Origin of the sequence: Pseudomonas petroselini, assembly GCF_045037875.1 — a bacterium.
Taxonomy (GTDB): domain Bacteria; phylum Pseudomonadota; class Gammaproteobacteria; order Pseudomonadales; family Pseudomonadaceae; genus Aquipseudomonas; species Aquipseudomonas petroselini.
Genome location: NZ_CP173614.1, coordinates 1686435 through 1706690 on the forward strand (window position 1 = coordinate 1686435; position 20256 = coordinate 1706690).

25 protein-coding genes and 2 tRNA genes are annotated in these 20256 nt (G+C 57.6%); 6 read left to right on the top strand and 21 right to left on the bottom strand.

Annotation, left to right across the window (positions count from 1 at the left end; translation table 11 throughout):
* Positions 1-36: 36 nt before the first annotated feature.
* From ACI512_RS07840 to ACI512_RS07905, 14 genes are all read right to left on the bottom strand, one after another.
* Positions 37-777 (bottom strand): hypothetical protein, encoded by a 741-nt coding sequence (locus ACI512_RS07840; protein ID WP_138183495.1) that lies wholly within the window; start codon positions 775-777, stop codon positions 37-39.
* Between the two features lie 53 nt (positions 778-830).
* Complete coding sequence (locus tag ACI512_RS07845) at positions 831-2132, bottom strand: STY4528 family pathogenicity island replication protein (RefSeq protein ID WP_019816979.1); 1302 nt, start codon at positions 2130-2132, stop codon at positions 831-833.
* The gene (locus tag ACI512_RS07850; RefSeq protein WP_008437329.1) at positions 2129-2824 is read right to left on the bottom strand and encodes a DUF2857 domain-containing protein; all 696 of its coding nucleotides are present in this window, start codon (positions 2822-2824) and stop codon (positions 2129-2131) included. Before ACI512_RS07850 ends, ACI512_RS07845 begins: the two co-directional genes overlap by 4 nt.
* 28 nt (positions 2825-2852) lie before the next feature.
* Positions 2853-4619: a ParB family protein gene (locus ACI512_RS07855; RefSeq protein ID WP_008437328.1), complete on the bottom strand. Its 1767-nt coding sequence runs from the start codon at positions 4617-4619 to the stop codon at positions 2853-2855.
* Positions 4616-4852 (bottom strand): Arc family DNA-binding protein, encoded by a 237-nt coding sequence (locus ACI512_RS07860; RefSeq protein WP_008437327.1) that lies wholly within the window; start codon positions 4850-4852, stop codon positions 4616-4618. Before ACI512_RS07860 ends, ACI512_RS07855 begins: the two co-directional genes overlap by 4 nt.
* A 33-nt stretch (positions 4853-4885) precedes the next feature.
* On the bottom strand, positions 4886-5887 hold the full coding sequence (gene yejK / locus ACI512_RS07865; RefSeq protein ID WP_008437326.1) for a nucleoid-associated protein YejK: 1002 nt from the start codon (positions 5885-5887) through the stop codon (positions 4886-4888).
* The gene (locus ACI512_RS07870; RefSeq protein ID WP_008437325.1) at positions 5887-6126 is read right to left on the bottom strand and encodes a type II toxin-antitoxin system HicA family toxin; all 240 of its coding nucleotides are present in this window, start codon (positions 6124-6126) and stop codon (positions 5887-5889) included. The genes yejK and ACI512_RS07870 overlap by 1 nt, the downstream gene beginning before the upstream one ends.
* Positions 6123-6644: a hypothetical protein gene (locus ACI512_RS07875; protein ID WP_008437321.1), complete on the bottom strand. Its 522-nt coding sequence runs from the start codon at positions 6642-6644 to the stop codon at positions 6123-6125. The genes ACI512_RS07870 and ACI512_RS07875 overlap by 4 nt, the downstream gene beginning before the upstream one ends.
* Before the next feature lie 180 nt (positions 6645-6824).
* On the bottom strand, positions 6825-8174 hold the full coding sequence (dnaB, locus tag ACI512_RS07880) for a replicative DNA helicase (protein ID WP_008437319.1): 1350 nt from the start codon (positions 8172-8174) through the stop codon (positions 6825-6827).
* A complete protein-coding gene (locus tag ACI512_RS07885; protein WP_008437317.1) occupies positions 8171-8389 on the bottom strand; it encodes a hypothetical protein in 219 nt (72 codons plus the stop codon). The genes dnaB and ACI512_RS07885 overlap by 4 nt, the downstream gene beginning before the upstream one ends.
* Positions 8373-9092 (bottom strand): HNH endonuclease signature motif containing protein, encoded by a 720-nt coding sequence (locus ACI512_RS07890; protein ID WP_020301295.1) that lies wholly within the window; start codon positions 9090-9092, stop codon positions 8373-8375. The genes ACI512_RS07885 and ACI512_RS07890 overlap by 17 nt, the downstream gene beginning before the upstream one ends.
* Positions 9089-9790, bottom strand: a complete 702-nt coding sequence (locus tag ACI512_RS07895; RefSeq protein WP_008437315.1) for a DUF2786 domain-containing protein — start codon at positions 9788-9790, stop codon at positions 9089-9091. Before ACI512_RS07895 ends, ACI512_RS07890 begins: the two co-directional genes overlap by 4 nt.
* Positions 9787-10545, bottom strand: a complete 759-nt coding sequence (locus ACI512_RS07900; RefSeq protein WP_008437314.1) for a hypothetical protein — start codon at positions 10543-10545, stop codon at positions 9787-9789. The genes ACI512_RS07895 and ACI512_RS07900 overlap by 4 nt, the downstream gene beginning before the upstream one ends.
* Before the next feature lies 1 nt (position 10546).
* Entirely contained in the window at positions 10547-11407 is an 861-nt protein-coding gene (locus ACI512_RS07905; protein ID WP_008437313.1) for a ParA family protein, read from the bottom strand.
* 242 nt (positions 11408-11649) lie between these two features.
* Between ACI512_RS07905 and ACI512_RS07910 the strand changes: the two genes are divergently transcribed.
* Positions 11650-11726, top strand: a tRNA-Pro gene (locus tag ACI512_RS07910).
* A gap of 132 nt (positions 11727-11858) precedes the next feature.
* Here the strand turns inward: ACI512_RS07910 and ACI512_RS07915 are convergent.
* The 3 genes from ACI512_RS07915 to ACI512_RS07925 are packed head-to-tail and all read right to left on the bottom strand — an operon-like array spanning position 11859 to position 14075.
* Positions 11859-13157, bottom strand: a complete 1299-nt coding sequence (locus ACI512_RS07915) for an NAD(P)/FAD-dependent oxidoreductase (protein WP_012722153.1) — start codon at positions 13155-13157, stop codon at positions 11859-11861.
* Between the two features lie 60 nt (positions 13158-13217).
* The gene (locus ACI512_RS07920) at positions 13218-13391 is read right to left on the bottom strand and encodes a DUF3094 family protein (RefSeq protein WP_046034083.1); all 174 of its coding nucleotides are present in this window, start codon (positions 13389-13391) and stop codon (positions 13218-13220) included.
* Between the two features lie 54 nt (positions 13392-13445).
* Positions 13446-14075, bottom strand: coding sequence for a DUF1780 domain-containing protein (locus tag ACI512_RS07925; protein WP_010213242.1), 630 nt, complete (start codon positions 14073-14075; stop codon positions 13446-13448).
* 104 nt (positions 14076-14179) lie between these two features.
* Between ACI512_RS07925 and ACI512_RS07930 the strand changes: the two genes are divergently transcribed.
* Together ACI512_RS07930 and ACI512_RS07935 are read left to right on the top strand one after the other, a co-directional pair.
* Positions 14180-14869, top strand: a complete 690-nt coding sequence (locus ACI512_RS07930) for an energy-coupling factor ABC transporter permease (protein WP_236379163.1) — start codon at positions 14180-14182, stop codon at positions 14867-14869.
* A 75-nt stretch (positions 14870-14944) separates the two neighbouring features.
* Positions 14945-15160, top strand: coding sequence for a hypothetical protein (locus ACI512_RS07935; RefSeq protein ID WP_012722156.1), 216 nt, complete (start codon positions 14945-14947; stop codon positions 15158-15160).
* Here ACI512_RS07935 and yacG read toward each other — a convergent pair.
* From yacG to ACI512_RS07955, 4 genes are read right to left on the bottom strand one after another with little or no spacing between them, the layout of a single operon-like run.
* Positions 15157-15357, bottom strand: a complete 201-nt coding sequence (gene yacG, locus ACI512_RS07940; protein ID WP_064054725.1) for a DNA gyrase inhibitor YacG — start codon at positions 15355-15357, stop codon at positions 15157-15159. The genes ACI512_RS07935 and yacG overlap by 4 nt on opposite strands.
* On the bottom strand, positions 15354-15977 hold the full coding sequence (coaE, locus tag ACI512_RS07945) for a dephospho-CoA kinase (protein WP_012722158.1): 624 nt from the start codon (positions 15975-15977) through the stop codon (positions 15354-15356). The genes yacG and coaE overlap by 4 nt, the downstream gene beginning before the upstream one ends.
* Positions 15974-16840 carry an A24 family peptidase gene (locus tag ACI512_RS07950; protein ID WP_329615067.1) on the bottom strand — a complete coding sequence of 289 codons (867 nt, stop codon included), beginning with the start codon at positions 16838-16840 and terminating at the stop codon, positions 15974-15976. Before ACI512_RS07950 ends, coaE begins: the two co-directional genes overlap by 4 nt.
* Positions 16837-18045, bottom strand: a complete 1209-nt coding sequence (locus tag ACI512_RS07955) for a type II secretion system F family protein (RefSeq protein ID WP_064054727.1) — start codon at positions 18043-18045, stop codon at positions 16837-16839. The genes ACI512_RS07950 and ACI512_RS07955 overlap by 4 nt, the downstream gene beginning before the upstream one ends.
* Before the next feature lie 202 nt (positions 18046-18247).
* Here ACI512_RS07955 and ACI512_RS07960 point away from each other — a divergent pair, with 202 nt between their 5' ends.
* From ACI512_RS07960 to ACI512_RS07970, 3 genes are all read left to right on the top strand, one after another.
* Positions 18248-18661 carry a pilin gene (locus tag ACI512_RS07960; protein ID WP_329615070.1) on the top strand — a complete coding sequence of 138 codons (414 nt, stop codon included), beginning with the start codon at positions 18248-18250 and terminating at the stop codon, positions 18659-18661.
* A 36-nt stretch (positions 18662-18697) separates the two neighbouring features.
* Complete coding sequence (locus ACI512_RS07965) at positions 18698-20098, top strand: O-antigen ligase family protein (RefSeq protein ID WP_405121730.1); 1401 nt, start codon at positions 18698-18700, stop codon at positions 20096-20098.
* 48 nt (positions 20099-20146) lie between these two features.
* Positions 20147-20219 (top strand) — tRNA-Thr (locus ACI512_RS07970).
* Positions 20220-20256 lie beyond the last annotated feature (37 nt).

Here is a 20256-nt window from a genome sequence, read left to right on the forward strand (position 1 = left end):
TACCCATGCTGCAATTTGGCTATAGGAGACGCAGCATTAAATACGTAGCCCGATGGAAGGGGATTTGTTGAGGCTTCTATATAGGAAGAGCTGAAACTCGCCGGTGCGGACCGAATCCCTTGCGTGGCGGCCACCTCCGGTGCCGGATGCTGTCAGGGTGTTGTGGGCCACAACACTTGCCATGTCGCCGGCACGGATGCCGGATCCTGCCAAGGTGGTGCGGGCCGCACCACTTATATGGCTGCCACCTCCGGTGCCGGATGCTGTCAGGGTGTTGTGGGCCACAACACTTGCCATGTCGCCGGCACGGATGCCGGATCCTGCCAAGGTGGTGCGGGCCGCACCACTTATATGGCTGCCACCTCCGGTGCCGGATGCTGTCAGGGTGTTGTGGGCCACAACACTTGCCGTGTCGCCGGCACGGATGCCGGATCCTGCCAAGGTGGTGCGGGCCGCACCACTTATATGGCGGCCACCTCCGGTGCCGGATGCTGTCAGGGTGTTGTGGGCCACAACACTTGCCATGTCGCCGGCACGGATGCCGGATCCTGCCAAGGTGGTGCGGGCCGCACCACTTATATGGCGGCCACCTCCGGTGCCGGATGCTGTCAGGGTGTTGTGGGCCACAACACTTGCCGTGTCGCTGGCACGAATGCCGGATCCTGGGCAAGTGATTTGGGCCGAGTCACTTGCGTGGCGGCCGCGGCGTATTTCGGTTCCTGTCAGGGTGTTGCGGGCCGCAACACTTGCTGTGTAGCTGGCACAGATTCCGGTCACGACCGCTTCGCTCTGGGCCGCGTTACCACGATATTCTGGTTGTCCACCTGACATCATGGATGTGTACCCCGATTAGGCTTCAGCAGATGCAGCATTCCGCTGAGTGTGTGTTTTGCGGTTTGTATCGACTCAGGGCTACGCGTCTGCGTTAGCGTCTTCGTCGGCTGCTCTGCGCCCTCTGGCGGGGCTGAAGCGTCTTGACGCTCGGGGCTCGCTTTTGCCTTGTCGTCAGGGTTCCATTGGCTGTTGAAATCGCCGCGAACGGCCATGCCGACGAGCGTCATTAAGTATCCAAGCGGGTTTCGGACCCCTCCCGAGTCACAGCGGTGGACCCATTGTTTGATGAGCGCGGTTTTCAACTCTGCTGGAACCTTTTGCAGCGCCAGGACCGCGTTCTGTTTTTGCTCGACCGGTAGTCGATGCAGTGCACCGAGCAAATCGGCAGCGATGTCGTTTGGTGTGGGCGGTACATGTACAGAGCTTTTACAAACATCTTTGTGTGTATCTGTATACGTACTATATGAGTTCGGATGCCGAACTAAGTCCGAACTCAGTGATTTACGGCTGAGTTCGGCATCCGAACTCTGCTCCAAAGCGATTCGCTCTTCGCCTTTTTCACTGAGTTCGGTATCCGAACTCAGTGGAGATAGAGCTATATTTTGCTGAGTTCGGATTCCGAACTCAGTCGCTTTAAGAACGACTGGAGCCTGCGCTTTGGTCCAGGCCTGGCTATTCATGCGGGATTCGATGATGTCCAGCCTGCTAGGTAAGCGTTGGCCAACATCAGGATCAGCTGCAAATTCCTTCCAGGCAATTTCTGCCACTTCGCGAATCACCTTGGTCTGGTGCTGCATTGACTGCGCGAGTAGCTGCAAGTAGTCCTTGTCGAACTCTATAGCTTCGGCCGGTGTGACCGGTTCGTCGTGAAGCAGGTAGACGTTGCCTTGCACTTGTCCACTCAGATCATTGCGCACCCGTCGCCCCAGGCTAAGCCAACGGGTGAGACGTAAGGTCACTAATGCTTTTGATACAGTTTCACGCGAGGCAGGCCTACCGGGTTGCATACCCAAATATGGCCGCAGTTGGTCATAGGTAGGGAACGCCGTAAGGCCGTCGTCATTGATCAGTAGGCGAAATACCTGCCAGGTGTTTCTTTCAAGCGGGGTTAAGCGATCATCCAAAAGCAATCGGCGAGGAACCGTTTCGTGTGGGTTCCCGCTGAAAATAATTCCGGAGTAGGGGGAAGACCCTTCAATCCCCGGAGGCGCCGACTCTTTTTTCTGAAGCAAATGAGCTTCAAGGTGACCCGAGGCCGAGTCTAAAAGCGTCGACAAGGGAAGCCGAGACAACCTCATAATACAGAGTCACCTTCCACCGATGTCGCTGCAGGCTGTGCAAGTCGTTGAGAAGACACAAGCTGTAGCCTTCTCGGAAGGCCAGGGTTTGCAGGAGGGTAAAGCCCTTCCTTTATCCAGGACTGAATGCGATGCCAGATGATGGCCAGGCTGAGGTTTTCGTGGGTCTCATCTGGGCTAGTATCCTGTGGAGCATTGAGTTCCTCGGCGACCAACATGGCGATGTCCAGCAACGCGAGACTGTCGCCAAGCTCTACCTGATGCTCTTGCATTAGGTGCGTCCATCGGTACCAAAGCTGAGCGTCCATCTCCTCACTGAATTCGCGCCAACGGCCACGACGTGCCGTCACGCCGATCATTAGGCGTTGAAGGGCCACATCCTGCGGAGACAGCCCGAAGAACTGTTGCAGCATTTGAGTGGTCGCGCCAAGTCGCAGCGCACGTTCAATCATGCGCACTTCTTCATCAGAACGCTGCGCGCCTGACAGTAGTTTTTTTACCATGTCCCCATCAATGGTGACGTTGCACCAAGACACGGGAGTGTTAAGCAGCAAGCTCAGTACTGAAGGTTGTTGGAGCTGAGCCAATATCTCTGGCTCCAGGCCCATTTCGATGCAGCGCCGAAGTTGGCCATTACGCATGTGATGAAGCACCTGTGACAGGATTGCTTCATTTATTGGTGTCTTGGACATGACGACTCCCCCTTGTAGAGTCCGTGTGTTAACTGGCTGAATTCGGACCGTTGTTGGCGACTGACTGGATTTCCAGGTCAATCAAACGTCTTGCGAGACGAATAATGCGGAACAGCTTCACTAGAGCGCCGTCGCTGAGACGGCATTCACTTTCAGGGGGCTGATCTTTTGTGTGAGGCTGGCCCAGTAAGATCTGGCCCAGTCCGGCTGCGAACTCAAAGTCAGCCAACGCGTCGATTTGAAGCTTGGGTTGCTGCTGAATCATTTTCAGTACGATGGCCATCGAGCCGCTCAAAGACTGGAGCAGCGTCAAGGTATGTTGGGCTGTGGCAGTAATTTCGACTTCCGCTTCGGGGTGTCGGTAGCTGAACCCGACGCCACCATCGATATCGATAAATTGACCTGGGGCTTTGACCGAGCTGGCTATTTCGCGAGCCAATTGAGCGATGTGCTGACGCAGGGTCGCGGTATTGTCTATTTCGCGTTCGATGTACCAAAGGTCAGAAATGGGATTGAGTCCGCCAGCTTGAACAGGGATGGCCACCAAGGCATTGGAGGCGAAGTCGGGCAAGACCTCACCGTCAAGCGCAGCGAGCTCCCGTTTCATCTTGTCGACTCTGGGAGAAGTCTTCACAGGGCTCGCAACGTGCCCATCGATACGTGCTTGGCGCTCTTGTGGGCTCATTTGCTCCTGCGGAGTTGGGGCCAGTTGCTGTTGCACCCCTTGAGGTGAAGGACTCTCTTTGGAGGGCGTCGTCTTATGTGTGCTGCCCCCCGAAGTAGTAGGGGGTAGTTGTAGAGGGTTCTGATTAGCCTCAATGCCATTGTTCGAAACGTTAAGTTGAGTCCCCCCCTCAAATTGCGATGCAGGGTACTGTGGCAGCTCAAGAACCGGCGTAGACCGGCGCAATTGGTCCTGGTTCTGAGTGATTTCCAACAGTATTTGCTCGTAGCCGAGGTTCAGCGGCTTTTTAAGGTGATCTATCAGTTCGTCCTGAAATCGCTGGAATAGAAATTCTTCAGCGTCGCCCTCAAACTGGGACAGTACATCTTGGAAAAGCGTATCGAAATCAAGGTGCTGCTCCTGCTCTTGATAATTGCGATCCCAGCACTGAAGAGCTGTTTTGCGCAAAGACAGAAGCTTTATGATTCTGTCTACTCCCAGTCCAGAGTACAGCGCGCCTGGAATTGCTGGCAGTAAGTACCGAATGGTGTCGTGCATACGACTCAAGTGAGACGCGGAGACCGGGTAGCCATCCGCTGACAGCCGCCGTGAAAGCTCACGTAATGAGATAGACTCCCCTGCCTCTGTTTCATACAGCGCTCTCGCTTTGTCGACCCCAATAGCCCGCTCAATGAACAGGAGCTGGCCTTGGAGGTCGTTTTCAGCCAAGTGGCCGGTGAGCGAGATGATTTCGCCCCGAACGGCGTCCCAGGGTCGAAATAGGCAGTGAAACTTGAAGTACTTCTCGTCGCCGGTCTCACGATACAACTCGTTTAAAATTGCCAGGCGAGTGTTGCCGCCGTTGCGGATCCGGTACTTATCTTCCCCAGGTTTACGAGTGACGGGAGGTGGCGTATCGAGTCCCCGATTTCGTATCGACTCTTTAATTTCATCGTACTTCGGGTTACGAGTCGTCCTTGGGTTTTCGTCATACGGCAGCGTTTCGTCGAGAGTCAACAGCATGGGGGTATCGACGATGGGGTCGCTCATTCGCGCTGCCACCGGCGACTTCGATTCAAACGCCGGCAGCAACAGCTTATCTTTCATGGTTTGGGCCAAAGACGCTTTCATACTCTGGCTCCTGGCTGCTCATAAGCCGGGCTTGCCGCCAAAAGCTGGTCAATGATTTTCAAAGCACGATCCAGAGCAGCTTCAAGTTCGGCAGTTGTCTCCAGCCGATAAACAATTTCTGAGTTCATCGACCTGGCGTTTTCACGTGCTTCCAACGCGATGCGTTCGCGCATCCCGTCGGGCAGGCGAATAACGAATTTTTCTTCATGCAGACGCTGTGGTTTGTTACTCATGGTGGGCTCCGATGCCTAGGGTAGAAAGTGTGTTCAGCGACGTTTCAACTGATCAGTGAGTTGGGTAGGTAACCCCTTGATGACTAATGAATTGGACGCCTCGTCGTACTCGATCTTGTCCCCTAGCAGATGCGCTTCAAAACTGATGGACAAGCCTTCGGCACGGCCGGTGAACCGACGGAATTGGTTGAGAGTGCGTTTATCCAGGGGGATTTCCGGCGACAGGCCGTAGTCCTTATTGCGGATATGGTCGTAGAACGCCTTGGGGCGATCTTCATCGATCAAGCCTGACAGTTCCTCCAGGCCCATGGGTTCACCGAGCTTGGCCTGGCTGGTGGCGTAGTCCACCAGGGCCTTGGTTTTCTCGCGGGCCGATTCGTCTGGCAGGTCTTCGTTTTCAACGAAGTCGCTGAACGCCTTGAGGAGGGCGCGGGTTTCGCCCGGGCCGTCGACGCCTTCCATGCAGCCAATGAAGTCGCTGAAATACCCCGAGATCTTCTTACCGTTTTTGCCTTTGATGTACGAGATGTACTGCTTGGATTGCTTGTTGTTCTGCCACTCGGACAAGTTGATACGCGCTGCCAGGTGCAACTGGCCAACGTCCAGGTGGCGTGAAGGAGTGACGTCCAGATCGTCAGTAACCACCACGCCTTCACTGTGGTGGAGCAGGGCGACAGTTAGGTAGTCGGTCATGCCTTGCTGGTAATGGGCAAACAGTACGTGGCCACCGGTGGAGAGGTTGGACTCTTCCATCAGCTTTTGCAGATGCTCGACCGCCGTGTGGCTGAAGGCGGTGAAGTCCTGGTCACCTTCAAAGTACTGCTTTAACCAGCCGCTAAACGGGTGCGCGCCGGACTCGGCATGGAAGAAACCCCAGGCCTTGCCTTGTTTGGCGTTATAGCTCTCGTTGAGGTCGGCAAGCATGTTCTCGATGGCGACCGATTCGGATAGCTCCGAATCGCGTGCCTGGAGAACAGCAGGTGTGCCATCGGGTTTTTTGTCGATCAGGTGGACGATGCAATGACGGATAGGCATTAGATTGCCTCCTGCGAGTGTAGGGTTTGAGCTCGATCAGCACGACGAATACGGGCTTTGGCGTTGAGGCCTGAGCGGTAATCGCTTGCGGTTGATGAGGTGTAAATCGATCCAAGGCCAGATTTCGTGAACTTGATATGGCCACCTTGAGTGCGAGACACCGTCCAGCCATTCGCTTCAGCAAACTTCACGAGTACACGAAGGCTCTCGCTTTTTCCGCGTAGGAGATTGGTGGTCATAGCTCTGCATCCCTGTCTGCCAGAACGTTACCGGTCTGGATCGCGATGATTTCAGCCTGATCGCCAGGAAACTTGGTACCGAGCTCATGCAAAAAGTGACGCGTAGCCTCACGTGCTCCAGGCACGCGGAACACCACGCTGCAGTGCTGAACTTCCGCGGGGTGTTGCAGGTGAGACATGACGGCCACTTTCAGCGAGCAGCACTGGAGGTAGCGGGGCACCCAAACCGACCAGAAGTAGCTGGATAGCAAGGCGCCCGCACAGAGCAGTTCAACGGTAATTGTTGCGCTGGGCGTGTTGGTCAGCTCGACGTAGCCGAGCTTCTCAAACTCCAACAGATCCTCACGCATGCTCATTGGGACCACGGTGCTGTGGTCACGAGCAAGGCGGCCGATCGCTTGAGCTAATGCGTCGAGCTCCACCGGGTTGATCCCAGATTTATGGGCATGAGCCACAGCAGAGGCTTCGAACACGGCACCGGCATGGATACTAGGAAATAGCTCGGCGCTACTGTGCATCCGACACCTCCTGAAGCTCCTCGATGTCATAGCTATTGCAAGTAGGGCAAATAAGCTCGTCCACTTCACCGCCGGGTAAGGCTGGAGCGCCACTCACTTGATGTTTCGGGTGGTGGCTATCGCATTGAAGGCACCAGTGAGTGATGCGTACGAGAGTATTCATCGCTGAGGTGTGCTTTTTCATAGTTGAGCCCCTTGCCAGCCGGCGTTGGGACTGAGGTTGGCAAACCGGGTCTGATTGGCGATGAAGGCTGTTCGTACGGTCCCAGTTGGGCCGTTACGCGCCTTGCCGAGAATGATTTCTGCAATGCCTTTGTGTTCGCTCTGAGGGTGGTACACCTCGTCCCGGTAGACGAACATAATCAGGTCCGCGTCCTGTTCAATCGCACCGCTATCACGCAGGTCTGCGTTGATCGGACGCTTATTTGGCCGTCGCTCCAGTTCTCGGTTGAGCTGGGAAAGCGCAACCACCGGGCAATTCATCTCTTTCGCTAGGGCCTTGAGGGACTGGGATATAGCGCTGATCTCGTTGGCCCTGTTTTCCTGACCTGGGCAGCGCATGAGCTGCAGGTAATCGATCAGGATCAAGCTCGGGTGTCCGAAGCGACGAGCTGCTCGACGAGATTTAGCTCTGATTACTGCAGGCGTGAGCGCTGATGAGTCGTCGATGACCAGCCGCTCTCCATAGCCATTAATACGAGAAACCGCTGCAGTCAGCTTCGGCCAATCATCATCATCGAGCTTGCCCTTCAATAGCCTGCCCAGATCGATATGGCCTAGGATGCCCATCAATCGATACATCAGTGCTTTGGCCGGCATTTCCATGCTGAAAACCTGAACTGTACGATCAAGCTTTGCCTGCAGAGCCGTATCTATGAAGTTCAAGGCCAGAGAGGTCTTCCCCATAGACGGGCGCGCGCCGAGGATGATCAGGTCGGCTTCTTGAAAACCCGACGTCAGCTCGTCCAGGTCCTCCAGGCCTGAAGGCAGGCCGGTCACGGTGATATTGCCGTTGAAATGTTCGTCTATTTGTTCGACGACGTTCGTCAGGCATTGGTTGATATTGACGAATTCCGTTGCGCTCTTGCCTTCACCCAGAGCGAACAGTTGCTGTTCAATTGATTCTTGAACATCCTCCGCACTTGCCAACGGGTCTGTCGCCTCGCGAGAGCATTGGTATCCAAGGGACATGAGCTGTCTGAGCCGAGAGCGATTACGCACGATGGATGCGTAATGCTCGATGTTGGCTACAGACGGCGTGTTTTTGGCCAGCTCGCCCAGATAGCTCAGCCCTCCGGCTTCGTCTGGCTCCTCCAACGCGTTGTGGACGGTGACGATGTCGAACGGAATGGACTTGTCAGCAAGGCTTGCCATTGTCCGGAACAGCAACCGATGGTCGTGTCGGAAAAAATCAGAGGCATCCAGTTTGTCTGCGACGAGATCCCAGGTGTTGTTGTCGAGCAGTAGCCCACCTAACACACCTTGTTCAGCCTCTACGGAGTAGGGAGGTGAGAGGTCAAGGTGATTCATTTCCCAGACTCCTGGCCTATCTGAAGAAAACCACTCCCGTTGCGTGCCCCCAGGGCTTTGACCATGTCGACTTCAACCTTCGCTGAATTGATCATGACCTGAGCAACCTCGGCAACCGCTTTGGCCCGTTCGATTTCCATTGGTCTTTCTGGGTCCAGGAGGCTCTCGATCGCGACGAACAGGTGATTACGTAGATCTTCAATCTTGTTCTTCATGTTCAACCTCCCGGATGGTGCGTTTGAGTTTGCCGATAGCGCGTATTGCGGATTTCAGCTCTTCCGGATACCGATGAATGGTGTTCCGACGCATACGTTCTGCTCTCGTCAGCAACTCCAGGTTATTCAGGGCTATATGGGCCTTGTTGCCGTCCTTGAAGCACACGCACATGTTTATAGGGACTGGTCCGTGATGCTCCTCCCAAAGCAGTACATGCACGGCTTTCCAGTCAACGGGTGGGTAACCGGTATCGGTGATTTTCTTCTGCTGATAACCGTCAGGAGTTGTGCGCAGGCTGCCAATAGGCAGCCAGTTCCCCGGTTTATTGCCGGCCTTAAACTGCGTCTGAGTCATACGGCCAGAGGAGGGGAGCCCCTTAAGGCCCTTATTCCATGGGACGGATCCCTTGGGAAAGCGGAATTCTGCGCCCAACTTGCCGTCAAGCCGGCCACAGAGACTACTGCGAAGAAACTCGGCGCTTTTGCTCAAGCCCAGCCGTTTGGCTTTGGCATAGACCTGATAGACGCTGAGCCCCAATTCGGCGGCTAGGACCTGAGTCGGTTCATTGGGATAGCGGGCAATGAGCGAGCGCTCTTCTGCCTCACTCCAAACATGGTGTTTGTGAACCGGGGCAAGCCCAAGTTGGGATCTGGCTTGTTCCAGCGCCGCCATGGCCAAAGGTGAAAGCGAATGAGTTCTCATTGGCTCCCTCCATGCCCAAGGGCTCCTTGTGACTGCTGTCCGACACCACGATGCAGCCTGGCATGCTTGCCCTGGTCCCATCCCGCTTGCAAAGAGCGGGTGTCATGACCTTTGGCTTCGATGGGCTTGATAATGGCTAGCGTTAGTTTTGGATGATGCCATTCCAGGTAGGCTTGGATCTCCAGCGCAGTGTTTTCGTCTATCCCACCTGCAAACTGGTTCACCTTAGAGGCGACGGCATTGAGCCAGCCCTCGGCAAACAGTTGGCCGCGGTGACGTTTGGTTTTCAGTTGGCAGCGCTTCTGCTGGGCAACATGAGCTCGTCGGGCTGCGACAAGCTGGTGATGCAGCGTTGAATAGGTGTGAGCTGCCAGATCGGGTGAAATACCTTTCCCCAAGAACTTGAAGGACCAGCCAAGTAGCGGATTGAAATACGCCAAGTGGCTGCAATCGAAGGCTTGGGAACAGATTGAGGCCAGGTTGTGCAGCCAATCCTGCGGTGCCCGACGGGTTTTGGTACCCACAATGGATTCTTCGATTGTATGGGCAGCGACTTCGGTGTGTTCCAAGTTGTACTGATTCATCAAATGGCGAGCTTGACGAAGTGCAATTTCCACTTCGTTTGGGGCAGCGCCTTGTGACTTGGCCAGCGCCATGAGTTTGGCGACCTTGCTGAGGACTTTTTGCTTGTCCATCATTCACCCCCTTCCTGTTGGAGGCGGGGGGAGAGCGCCTCTGACCACAGGCGAAGTGTTTCTTCCTCATCAGCAGAGAGGTGAGTCCGGGCAAGGCAGTCCGCAACCTTCTGTTTCAGGGCATCAAGGCGGTCTTGAACACTTGACCCATCGTCGTAAGCAATCTCTTGCTCAACAGCTTGCACAACGTCATTACGAAGAGAGAGAACCGTGCTTATCCAAAAAGCACTTGGGCTGGTCCAGCCAATGAGCTTTCGAGTTCTGGCAGGCGACAGGTAATCACGGAGCCTGAGATTGAACTCCCTAGGGGAATAACCATTCCTGAAAACGTCTGCTCGATTAAGCGTCAGCGCTGTTTTAAGAATATCTAGAAGAGGGTCCAAAGCCGTTGGCTCAGGAGCAAAGGGTTCTAAATATGTTTCAGCTACCAGGCGTTTGGCTTCGGCATATCGACTTTGCTGACGGCGTTTGGCTTGGTTTTCGTCGCGGCCGCGCTTTTCCTTCGCGTGCTTAATGTTCGAGTTCACTGACTCGATAAGCTTCGCGGCGTCCTGCAAAAGCTGAAGCTGGTCAACGCTCAACTGAGCGCCAATCCGACCGGGTAATTGGTAACCGCTTGTCAGGGCTCGGATTTCTCGTGCGGTTCCACTGAGCTTGGCTTGCAAGCTGCGCAATTGCTGAGCGCTGTAGTACTTGCCAACCTCTAGGATGAGGTTTGCAGTAATACTGCGGGCGTCGGTAATGGAGGGCTTCGCCATTTCAACGACCCTCCCTCACCAAGTTAGCTACCTTTTCCTCGGTCATGGCCTCGAAGCGGTCACGCCATTCTGGAAAAAGCTCAATGGCCAATTGGCGGATCACGACAAGGGCTGCAGGGGATATGCGGTTGGAAGGCTGTCTGTATTCCAAGCGGTGTACTGGGACGCCCAGGGATGAACTGTTACGAAACACCACTGCGGAGGGGACGACGCATTCCAGAACGTTGATTTCGTCATTGTCCTGGAAAATTTCCCGTACCGACTGCTCGATCATTTGCGCGTCGGTGGTTTGGTCGAGATTGTTGACGACGATCCGCACAGGAGGGATTTTCATGCCCAGGCGCCCATAGGCGCGCAGGCCGTCCAGCATCTGCATGGATCCCCGGCTGAACTCCCGTGCAGCGAGCATATTGGGCGGAAGTGGGGATATGACCAAATCAGAGGCTAGGACCACCATTTCGAGCATTGCCGACCTGGCGCCTTGGGTGTCAATCAGTACCAGGTCGAAATGATCTTTGAAGCCCGGCATCAGGTTGGCGAGTCGCAACCGTCCGTCAGGTGCTTGCAGGATCAGGCTGTTCAGTTGGTTGTTGATGTCGTTGGAAATGACAAGCGACAGGTTTGGTATCGTGGTGCTGGATATGATCTTGGCTGATTCGGTGATATTGAATGCCAGCAGGTCGTAGATGCCTCCTTGAGCTTCATCGACCAATTGGTAATACGAGGAGAGCGAAGGCTGTGCAGGATCTAGGTCGATCATGAGCACGCGCAGGCCTGCATCCGCACAAAAAGCGCCGAGGTTGGCCTCGATGGTAGTTTTGCCTACGCCGCCTTTGGTCGAAACGACCGCAGAGATTTTCATGGTTTGGAGCCTCTAATGTGGGTTCATTAGAGGCTGCGAGGCCACGGAAACAGCTATGTGTAGCGAACACGATCCTGGGCTATGAAGCACTAAAACCAATTGTCTTTTAACCAATTGGTCGTAGGTTCGAATCCCACACGACCCACCATTTTTGAGACCAGTTAGCGCTGGAATCGAATCTTAAGATCAGAGGCCAAAAGCGCTGATCGAAGAAGGCGACTGAAAGGTCGCCTTTTTTTTACCGGGGTATAGCGCAGTCCGGTAGCGCGCCTGCTTTGGGAGCAGGATGTCAGGAGTTCGAATCCCCTTACCCCGACCATATTAAAAATCCTCGTATCGAAAGATACGGGGATTTTTTTTGTGCGCGTAAATCCTGAGCTCACCGCAAAGCAAAGGTGGGAGGGGGCAAGCCCCCTCCCACCTTTACAAGGTCCCATCCGAGACCGAGTTATCAGTGCAATTTAAGACGTGGCTCAGTCCCGCGCCCAATCTTGCTGCCCAGCATCAGCATCGCTGTGCGGAAGACCCCATACAGCGCCATCTGGTGCATGCGGTACAGCGACACGTAGAACATCCGCGCCAACCAGCCCTCCAGCATTACGCTGCCGGTGAGGTTGCCCATCAAGTTGCCCACCGCCGAGAACCGCGACAGCGAGATCAGCGACCCATAGTCGGTGTACTTGTACGACGGCAGGTCCTTGCCCTCGATGCGCAATTTCAGCGACTTGGCCAACAGTGAAGCTTGCTGGTGAGCTGCCTGGGCCCGTGGTGGCACATTACGGTCGGTGCCCGCTTGCGGGCAGGCGGCGCAATCACCGAAGGCGAAGATGTTTTCGTCGCGGGTAGTTTGCAGCGTCGGCAGCACTTGCAATTGGTTGATGCGGTTGGTTTCCAAGCCATCGATGTCCTTGAGGAAACCCGGCGCGCGAATACCGGCCGCCCATACCTTGAGGCTCGCAGGGATGACCTGGCCGCTGCTGGTGATCAGCGCATCGGCAGTCACTTCGCTGACCGCGGAGTTGGTCAGCACCGTCACCCCAAGCTTCTCCAGGGTTTTATGCACCGGCACGCCGATCCGCTCCGGCAGCGCAGGCAGTACCCGCGGGCCGGCTTCGATCAGGGTGATGTGCATGTTTTCCGGCTTGATGCGGTCCAGGCCGTAGGCGGCCAGCTCATGGGCGGCGTTATGCAGTTCGGCGGCCAGTTCGACCCCCGTAGCCCCTGCGCCGACGATGGCGACGCTGATTTTTTCCACCACATCCGTCTGCCCGGCATGGGCGCGCAGGTAGTGGTTGAGCAATTGCTGGTGGAAGCGCTCGGCCTGCTTGCGGGTGTCGAGGAACAGGCAATGTTGCGCTGCGCCTTCAGTACCGAAATCGTTGGTAGTGCTGCCGACTGCGATCACCAGGCTGTCATAGCCCAGTACCCGCGCGGGCACCAGCTCACGGCCTTCTTCGTCGAGGGTGGCGGCCAGCTGGATCTTCTTCTGTTCGCGGTCGAGCCCGCTCATGCGCCCCAGTTGGAACTCGAAGTGGTTCCATTTGGCCTGGGCGACATAATTGAGTTCGTCTTCGGAAGAGTTCAGCGAACCGGCTGCCACTTCGTGCAGCAAGGGCTTCCAGATATGGGTCAGGTTGGCGTCCACCAGCGTGATGCTGGCGGTGCCGCGCTTGCCCAGAGTCTTACCCAGGCGGGTAGCCAACTCCAGGCCGCCGGCGCCGCCGCCGACGATAATAATACGATGGGTCATGGGGATATCTCGCAAGGCTAAAAGAAATCGGAGCAGTTACCCCCGCGAGCGCCAGGCAGCTCATAGCGTCAGGTAACTCAAAAGGCGACTCAGCAAGCCGAGGCCGATCACCACTGCCAACACCACACCAAGGAGCAGCCACGGCCGGAAAGGCTTGCGCTCGACTCGGTTCTGGGAGAGTTGCAGGTACTCTTCGACATGCTGTTGGTCATCGGGGTTCAGGCGGCTGGTCATAAAGGCCTCGTCAGGTAGACGTTGCAAAAGGGCGCCACGTTACAGTCCGGGGGCTCAGAGGCTGATACCCACGTCGAACACTATGCTGCGACCCAGGTTGTTGCGCAAGAAATCCGGCGCATCCGGATGGGCGAACAACACCCGTGCGAAAGTCGGCCCCACCAGCGACAGTGAGCGCCAGCCCTGGCGCAGGTATTCCGTCGGTGGCGGGAAGTGGCTATTGAGGTCGAGCACTTCACGCTTGAGGCTGGTGAAGGCGACGATATCCAGCTCCCCCAGGTCCATGCCGCGCTCTTTGTAGTTATGAGCCTTCTTGCGTAGCGTGGGCGCCAGGCGCAGTAAGAACTCATGGGCCGGGATGCGTCGCGGCTTGGCTTCGCGCCGCACCAACTGGCTCAGGGAGAACGCGCTGCGTCGGCGCAGCAACTCGTCGCGCCATTCGTCATTCAAGCGTCGGCCCTCGTCCAGCACGAAAAACACCTCGAAGCTGGCATCGCGAAACAGCACATCCGGGGGCTCTTGCCCGGCGGCGTGGAATTCTTCGGCCCGGTAGGGCACGTTCAAGCCTTGCAGCAGGCGCTGGCAGACCCAACGCTCACGCTCCCATTTGCGGGCATTGGACAAGAACGCATTGGCTTGTTCGGCCGCTACGGTGAGCAGGCGCAAGTAATCAGAGTCATCCATAGCTAGCAGCTTAGCGCCCAAATGATGACCGCAGGAAGTACCCTTGTGAAACGTCGGTGTAGACTGATCATCCGACTAATGTCCGACGCAGGGGGAGTACTGCCGTGATCAGTGCCGCCATGTTGGCGCCGACAACAATGGGTATCGGCTGGCTGTTGTACGCACCTGTGGTGGTGTGGGCGATTGTGCGTTCACCTTGGGTCGAACTGTTTGCCGACCGACGGCGCCAGCATCTGCTGTTCGGCACCGTGTTCGCGTTGTTCATGCTGTGGCTGGTGCGGCGGGATTTTGATACGGGGGTGTCCTACCACTTTATCGGCATGACTGCCGTGACCCTGCTGCTGGATTGGCCCCTGGCCATCGTCGGTGGCTTTACCGCCCAGTTGGGTCTGATGGTGCTGGGGCGCCAGGACCTTTCAGCACTTGGCGTCAACGGCCTGCTGCTGATCGTGCTGCCGGTGCTGGTCACCGAAGCCTGCGCGCTGCTGGTCGAGCGTGCGCAGCCACGCAATCCCTTTGTGTATATCTTCTGTTCCGGTTTTTTCGCGGCCGCGCTGTCGGCGCTGCTGTGCCTGCTACTAGGGCTGGGGCTTTTGTGGCTCGACGGCCGTTTTGCCATGCCGGAATGGCTGGAGGATTTCGTCGGTTATCTGTGGCTGATCATCTTTCCCGAAGCCTTCATCAACGGCATGGTCATCAGCGCCTTGGTGGTGTTCTGCCCGGAATGGCTGGAGACTTTCAACCGTACGCGCTACCTCTCGGCACCCTGGAAGGACGGCGATTCAGAGCGTTGACCCAGATCAAATCCCGCCCGGCCGAGCAGGCCCATGCTCTGCGAAATTTTCCTAGGCAAGGCGGGAGCACAGATCATGAGTGTGTATGAGTGGGCACGGCAGGAGTTGCGCAGAAGCCAGGATGCGGCGCTGGAAATCGGTTTCGACCCAGGCTTGACCCTGCGCGCCATGCTTAGCGCGGTGGTGCAGCAGAGCAAGGGCGTGCGCAGCTTTGAAGACCTGGCCGACGAGCTGCAATACCTTGCAGAAAACCTCGACGACCAGCAGGAATATGCCTTTATGCGCCCTTAGTGACGCGGCGGAAGGTCTTCGGAAAACAGCTCGTCTTCGGCATCCGGGGCCACCGGAATCTTATGTTCCTCAGCGGCCCAGGCGCCCAGGTCGATGAGTTTGCAGCGGTCCGAGCAGAACGGCCGGTTGAGGTTGGTCGCTGTCCATTCCACGGGGGCGCCGCAGGTTGGGCAGTCGACGGTCAAGGGTTGGCTCATGATCGGCCTCCACGCAAAGTAAGGTAAAAGTGGTGCAGTCGCTCGACCTCGCTGTGCAGCCAGGCAAGGTCCTGGTCGTTGACCAGCACGTCATCGGCATGGTTCAAGCGGTCTTCGCGGCTGGATTGGGCCTTGAGGATCGCCTGCACCTGTTGTTCGCTGATGCCGTCGCGCTGCAGGGTACGCTGAATCTGCAGCGATTGCGGCACGTCGATCACCAGGATGCGCTGGGTCATGCTGTACTGGCCGGACTCGATCAGCAGCGGCGACACCAGTATCGCGTAAGGCGACTTCGCGCGCGCCAGATGGCTACGAATCTCATCGCCAATCAGCGGGTGCAGCAAGGCTTCGAGCCAGCGGCGCTCTTCGGGTACTTCAAAGATCAGCTTGCGCAATGCCCCTCGGTCCAACTGGCCGTCCGGCTGCAGCACGCCGGCACCAAAATGCTCGGCGATGCGCGCCAGTGCCGGCCGGCCAGGTTCGACCACCCAGCGCGCCGCGTGGTCGGCGTCCACCAGGTCGATCCCCAGGTCGATAAAGTGCTGGGCCGCTGCGCTTTTACCGCTGCCGATGCCGCCGGTGAGGCCTAGAATCCAGGGTGTTGCAACAGAAGTGGTCATCTGAAACCGACAGACTGCAAATAGAAGTCGGTTATTTGACCACCCCAGAGCAATGCAATCCAGCCGGCAATTGCCAGATACGGACCAAACGGCATCGGTGTCGACGCCCGGGCCTTGCGCAGGCGCATCAGGATCAAGCCTACGAACACCCCGACCAGCGACGATATCAGCAGTGTCATCGGCAGGATCTGCCAGCCACCCCAGGCACCGAGCAGTGCCAGCAGCTTGAAGTCGCCGTGGCCCATGCCGTCCTTGCCGGTGGTCAGCTTGAACAGCCAGAACACGCTCCACAGGCTCATGTACCCGATAACCGCGCCCCAGAGGGCATCGGGTAGCGTCGTCAGCAGGCCAAGCGCGTTGACGATCAGTCCCAGCCAGAGCAGCGGCATCACCAGTGCATCCGGCAACAGTTGATGCTCGGCATCGATCAGGCTCATCGCCAACAAGCCCCAACTCAGCACCAGCATCGCGCCCGCCTGCCAGCCAAAGCCGAAATGCCAGGCCACCCAGGCCGAGATCAACCCGCACGCCAGTTCAGTGAGCGGATAGCGGGCGCTGATCGGACCTTGGCAATGGGCGCAGCGGCCGCGCAGAAACAGGTAACTGAGCAACGGGATATTTTCCCATGGGCGTATCGGATGGTTGCAGTGCGGGCAGCAGGAGTTGGGGTGCATCAGGTTGTAGGTCGGCCCGGCAGGCTCAGCGGGCAAGCCGAGCACTTCGTGGGCCTGGGCGCGCCATTCCCGTTCGAGCATTTTCGGCAGGCGCCACACCAGCACGTTGAGAAAACTGCCGACGATCAGCCCCAGCACCCCGGCCATCGCCACAAAAGCCCAGGGCTGCTCAACCAATAGCAGGTTCAAAACGCGCTCCCCAACTGAAAGACCGGCAGGTACATGGCGATCACCAGCGCGCCGACGATGCCCCCCAATACCACCATGATCAGCGGTTCCATCAGGCTGGTGAGGTTATCGACCAGGTTGTCCACATCGGCCTCGTAATGGTTGGCGACTTTTTCCAGCATGCGGTCCAACGTGCCCGACTCTTCGCCGATGGCCGTCATCTGGATCGCCATGCCGGGAAACAGGCCGCTGGCGGCCATGGATTGATTCAATTGCATACCGGTGGATACATCATGTCGCATGTGCTCGATTGCCTGTCTGAATGGCCCCGATCCTGCGGCGCCGGCCACTGAATCCAGCGCCTGCACCAATGGAACACCGGCGGCGAAGGTGGTGGAAAGCGTACGGGCGTAGCGGGCCACTGCGGATTTTTTCAGCAGTTTGCCTGCCAGGGGCGCTTTCAACAAACCGGCGTCTACCCGCAGACGAAAATCAGGGAAGGTGCGATACGCTTGGCGCCACCCCAAGCCTCCGGCAAGCATGCCCAGGGCCACGACCCACCAGGCTTTTTGCGTGAACTCGGAGAGGGCGATGACCTGCAAGGTAAACTCGGGCAGCTTGCCGTCGACCCCGGCGAACAAACTCTGGAACTGTGGCACTACCTGTATCAGCAGCACGCCGGTGACCAGGCTGGCGACCACCAGGACTGCGATCGGATAGGTCATGGCCTTTTTGATCCTGGCCCGTAGCTGCTCGCTCTTTTCGCGGTGGATCGCCACGCGCTCCAGCAGCGTTTCAAGTGCGCCAGCCTGTTCACCGGCGGCCACCAGGTTGCAGTACAGCTCATCGAAATAGCGCGGTTGTTTGCGCAGCGCCTCGGCCAGGCTGGTGCCGGCGGCGATTGCCTGTTTCAACCCCTGCACCAGCTCGCGCACAGGGCGGCTTTCGAAGCCTTCACCGATAATGTCGAAGGCTTGTAGAAGAGGGATTCCAGCCTTCAGCAGCGTGGCCAGCTGTCGAGTAAGCAGGGTGATGTCCGCCGATTTGATCGACGGCGCGAGGCTCGGTAGCAAGGCGGATTTCTTGTACACAGCCCCTGGGCTGATGCCTTGCCGGCGCAACTGAGCCTTGACCAGGGCAAGGTTGTGCCCTGTGGTTTGTCCGGACACCCTGCGTCCTTTGCGGTTGATGCCTTCCCAGGCGTAGATCGTTGCAGCGTTGTCCATGTCACGGTTCCGCACAGAGGTCGTCGAAGATTTATAGCGTAGTCGGGTGACGACTTCGGACACGCTGGCGGTGCAGGATAAAATGTCAGAATGTGCGTCTTGCAGGCGCTTGACCGCCTGCGGATGAGTACACTGGCGCCGCTGCAAAATACGGGGCGCAGGACGCGCCTTGTCATGAGTTCTATCCTGGAGAGTGAATGTGATACGTCAAAAAGGTTTTACCCTGATCGAGCTGTTGATCGTCGTGGCAATCATTGGCATTTTGGCCACCATTGGCCTGCCCATGTACACCACCCACCAGGCCAAGGCCAAGTTCACCGCAGGCCTGGCTGAAATCACTGCGTTGAAACCCGGGTACGAAGACACCCTCAACCAGGGCACCGTACCGACCCTCGCATTGATCGGCGGCACCAGCCCGACAGCCAACTGCAAGATCGACGTGGCAGGCGATGTCGGCACGGGTGCGGGCTCTATCAGCTGCGAAATACTCGACGCTCCAGCGCCGGTGCTGGGCAAGACCATCAGCCTGACGCGCAATGCCACCACCGGTTGGAAATGCACCACCACCGCCGACGTAAAATATGTCGCCAAGGGCTGCGGCGCCGACGGGGCATAAGTGCTGAACCGTCAACATGGACGTAAGAGGTGGCCGATGTCGTTATCCGTACAGCAGCGCGGCAGTATTTTTCTGGTCACAGTGGTGTGTCTGCTGGTTGTCGGGATTTGTGCACCGTTCAGTGGGCATGATTTGCAACGGGCGATGCAGATCGCCGTCGGGTTCTGCGCGGTGCTGTACGGGCTGTCGGTCGTCCGCGTTGAACGGTTGACGGACCGGCCCACCGCACTGGGCCTGACGCTCATTATCGTGCTGGGCCTGGTGTCATCAGCGCTGGCCCATCAGCCCCTCTGGGCGTTTGCCGAAGTGGCGTTGTTTGTCAGTTGCGGGGCGATTGCCGTGGCGTTTGCCTTGCTGCGTCGTCACGGGGGCGAGTCTTTGGATCGCGTCTTGATCATGGTGGTGGTGCTGCTGTGCCTGATCAAGTCGGTTCAATACGTGTATGCGGGCGTGCTTGCGTTCGCCGGTGCCGAGCGGACGCTGGATCCTGACCTGTTGCTGTCGGGCTTTTCCAACAAACGCTTCTACGGTCAATTCCAGACGTTCACCCTGCCGCTGCTGGCGCTGCCCTTGTTGATCCCCACGCTCTCCCGCTCGCTCAAAGCTGCAGTGTTTGCGTTGCTGTGCGTGTGGTGGATGATCGCGATCGGCGGCGGCACGCGTGGCACCTGGCTCGGCATGGGCGCGGCGGGTGGGGTGTTGGCAGTGCTGGGGCCATGGGGCCGACGCTGGTTGGGTTGGCAACTCGCCGCAGTGCTTGGCGGGTTGTTGCTGTATTGGCTGGTGTTAGCGGTGTTGGCGGATTACCTCGGGATCGAGATCGCCAATGCTGCCGGCGATCGCCTCACCACCTCGCTGTCGGGGCGCGGCCCGATCTGGTGGCAGGCCTGGCACATGCTCGTCGAGAGGCCATGGCTGGGGTTCGGGCCGATGCATTTTGCCGATGTTGCCAACAAGATTGCCGCTCACCCCCACCAGGCCATCCTGCAGTGGGCCAGTGAATGGGGGGTGCCATCGGCGCTGTGCGTTACGGTTTTGGCGTGGCGAGGCGGGTGGGCCACGCTCGGCGTGCTGCGTGAGCGTGCGCAGTGCGCCGAACGTGCGGACCTGCTGCGGCTGTGTCTGTTTGCCGCGCTGATCGGTGCGTTGGTGCAATCGATGGTCGACGGTGTGATGGTGATGCCCAACTCTCAAGTCTGGTTGGCGCTCGTGGTGGGCTGGTTGATGGCGCTGCATGTGTGGCGAACCGCTGTCGGTGTCGAGCGGTCATTCGCCTGGGGCATCTGGAAAACACTGAGCGTGTTGGCCGTTGGTCTGTTGATCGTGATCGCTGTGCGTGACGTACCTCACATCAAGCAAGCCCAGCAGCAGTACCTGGACGCCCATGGCACTTACCTTCAGCCACGCTTCTGGGCCCAAGGGGTGATTGCTCGCTGACGGCGGCAAGTTGCCGGACTTCCGATGCGGTGCTAGCTTTAGCCCACCGCCCGTGTAGCTCAGTCGGTAGAGCAGCGCACTCGTAACGCGAAGGTCGCAGGTTCGATTCCTGTCTCGGGCAAAAAGGCAACAAAGGTTCCACCGTTTCAAAGGCAATG

Coding starts and splice junctions, on each gene's coding strand:
- ACI512_RS07845 (WP_019816979.1), bottom strand. CDS start 2,132: ATGAGGTTGTCTCGGCTTCCCTTGTCGACGCTTTTAGACTCGGCCTCG.
- ACI512_RS07935 (WP_012722156.1), top strand. CDS start 14,945: ATGAGTGTGTATGAGTGGGCACGGCAGGAGTTGCGCAGAAGCCAGGAT.
- ACI512_RS07870 (WP_008437325.1), bottom strand. CDS start 6,126: ATGACCACCAATCTCCTACGCGGAAAAAGCGAGAGCCTTCGTGTACTC.
- ACI512_RS07885 (WP_008437317.1), bottom strand. CDS start 8,389: ATGAAGAACAAGATTGAAGATCTACGTAATCACCTGTTCGTCGCGATC.
- ACI512_RS07915 (WP_012722153.1), bottom strand. CDS start 13,157: ATGACCCATCGTATTATTATCGTCGGCGGCGGCGCCGGCGGCCTGGAG.
- ACI512_RS07855 (WP_008437328.1), bottom strand. CDS start 4,619: ATGAAAGCGTCTTTGGCCCAAACCATGAAAGATAAGCTGTTGCTGCCG.
- ACI512_RS07860 (WP_008437327.1), bottom strand. CDS start 4,852: ATGAGTAACAAACCACAGCGTCTGCATGAAGAAAAATTCGTTATTCGC.
- ACI512_RS07890 (WP_020301295.1), bottom strand. CDS start 9,092: ATGAGAACTCATTCGCTTTCACCTTTGGCCATGGCGGCGCTGGAACAA.
- ACI512_RS07900 (WP_008437314.1), bottom strand. CDS start 10,545: ATGGCGAAGCCCTCCATTACCGACGCCCGCAGTATTACTGCAAACCTC.
- ACI512_RS07965 (WP_405121730.1), top strand. CDS start 18,698: ATGTCGTTATCCGTACAGCAGCGCGGCAGTATTTTTCTGGTCACAGTG.
- ACI512_RS07955 (WP_064054727.1), bottom strand. CDS start 18,045: ATGGACAACGCTGCAACGATCTACGCCTGGGAAGGCATCAACCGCAAA.
- yacG (WP_064054725.1), bottom strand. CDS start 15,357: ATGAGCCAACCCTTGACCGTCGACTGCCCAACCTGCGGCGCCCCCGTG.
- ACI512_RS07925 (WP_010213242.1), bottom strand. CDS start 14,075: ATGGATGACTCTGATTACTTGCGCCTGCTCACCGTAGCGGCCGAACAA.
- dnaB (WP_008437319.1), bottom strand. CDS start 8,174: ATGAATCACCTTGACCTCTCACCTCCCTACTCCGTAGAGGCTGAACAA.
- yejK (WP_008437326.1), bottom strand. CDS start 5,887: ATGCCTATCCGTCATTGCATCGTCCACCTGATCGACAAAAAACCCGAT.
- coaE (WP_012722158.1), bottom strand. CDS start 15,977: ATGACCACTTCTGTTGCAACACCCTGGATTCTAGGCCTCACCGGCGGC.
- ACI512_RS07875 (WP_008437321.1), bottom strand. CDS start 6,644: ATGCACAGTAGCGCCGAGCTATTTCCTAGTATCCATGCCGGTGCCGTG.
- ACI512_RS07850 (WP_008437329.1), bottom strand. CDS start 2,824: ATGTCCAAGACACCAATAAATGAAGCAATCCTGTCACAGGTGCTTCAT.
- ACI512_RS07905 (WP_008437313.1), bottom strand. CDS start 11,407: ATGAAAATCTCTGCGGTCGTTTCGACCAAAGGCGGCGTAGGCAAAACT.
- ACI512_RS07920 (WP_046034083.1), bottom strand. CDS start 13,391: ATGACCAGCCGCCTGAACCCCGATGACCAACAGCATGTCGAAGAGTAC.
- ACI512_RS07895 (WP_008437315.1), bottom strand. CDS start 9,790: ATGATGGACAAGCAAAAAGTCCTCAGCAAGGTCGCCAAACTCATGGCG.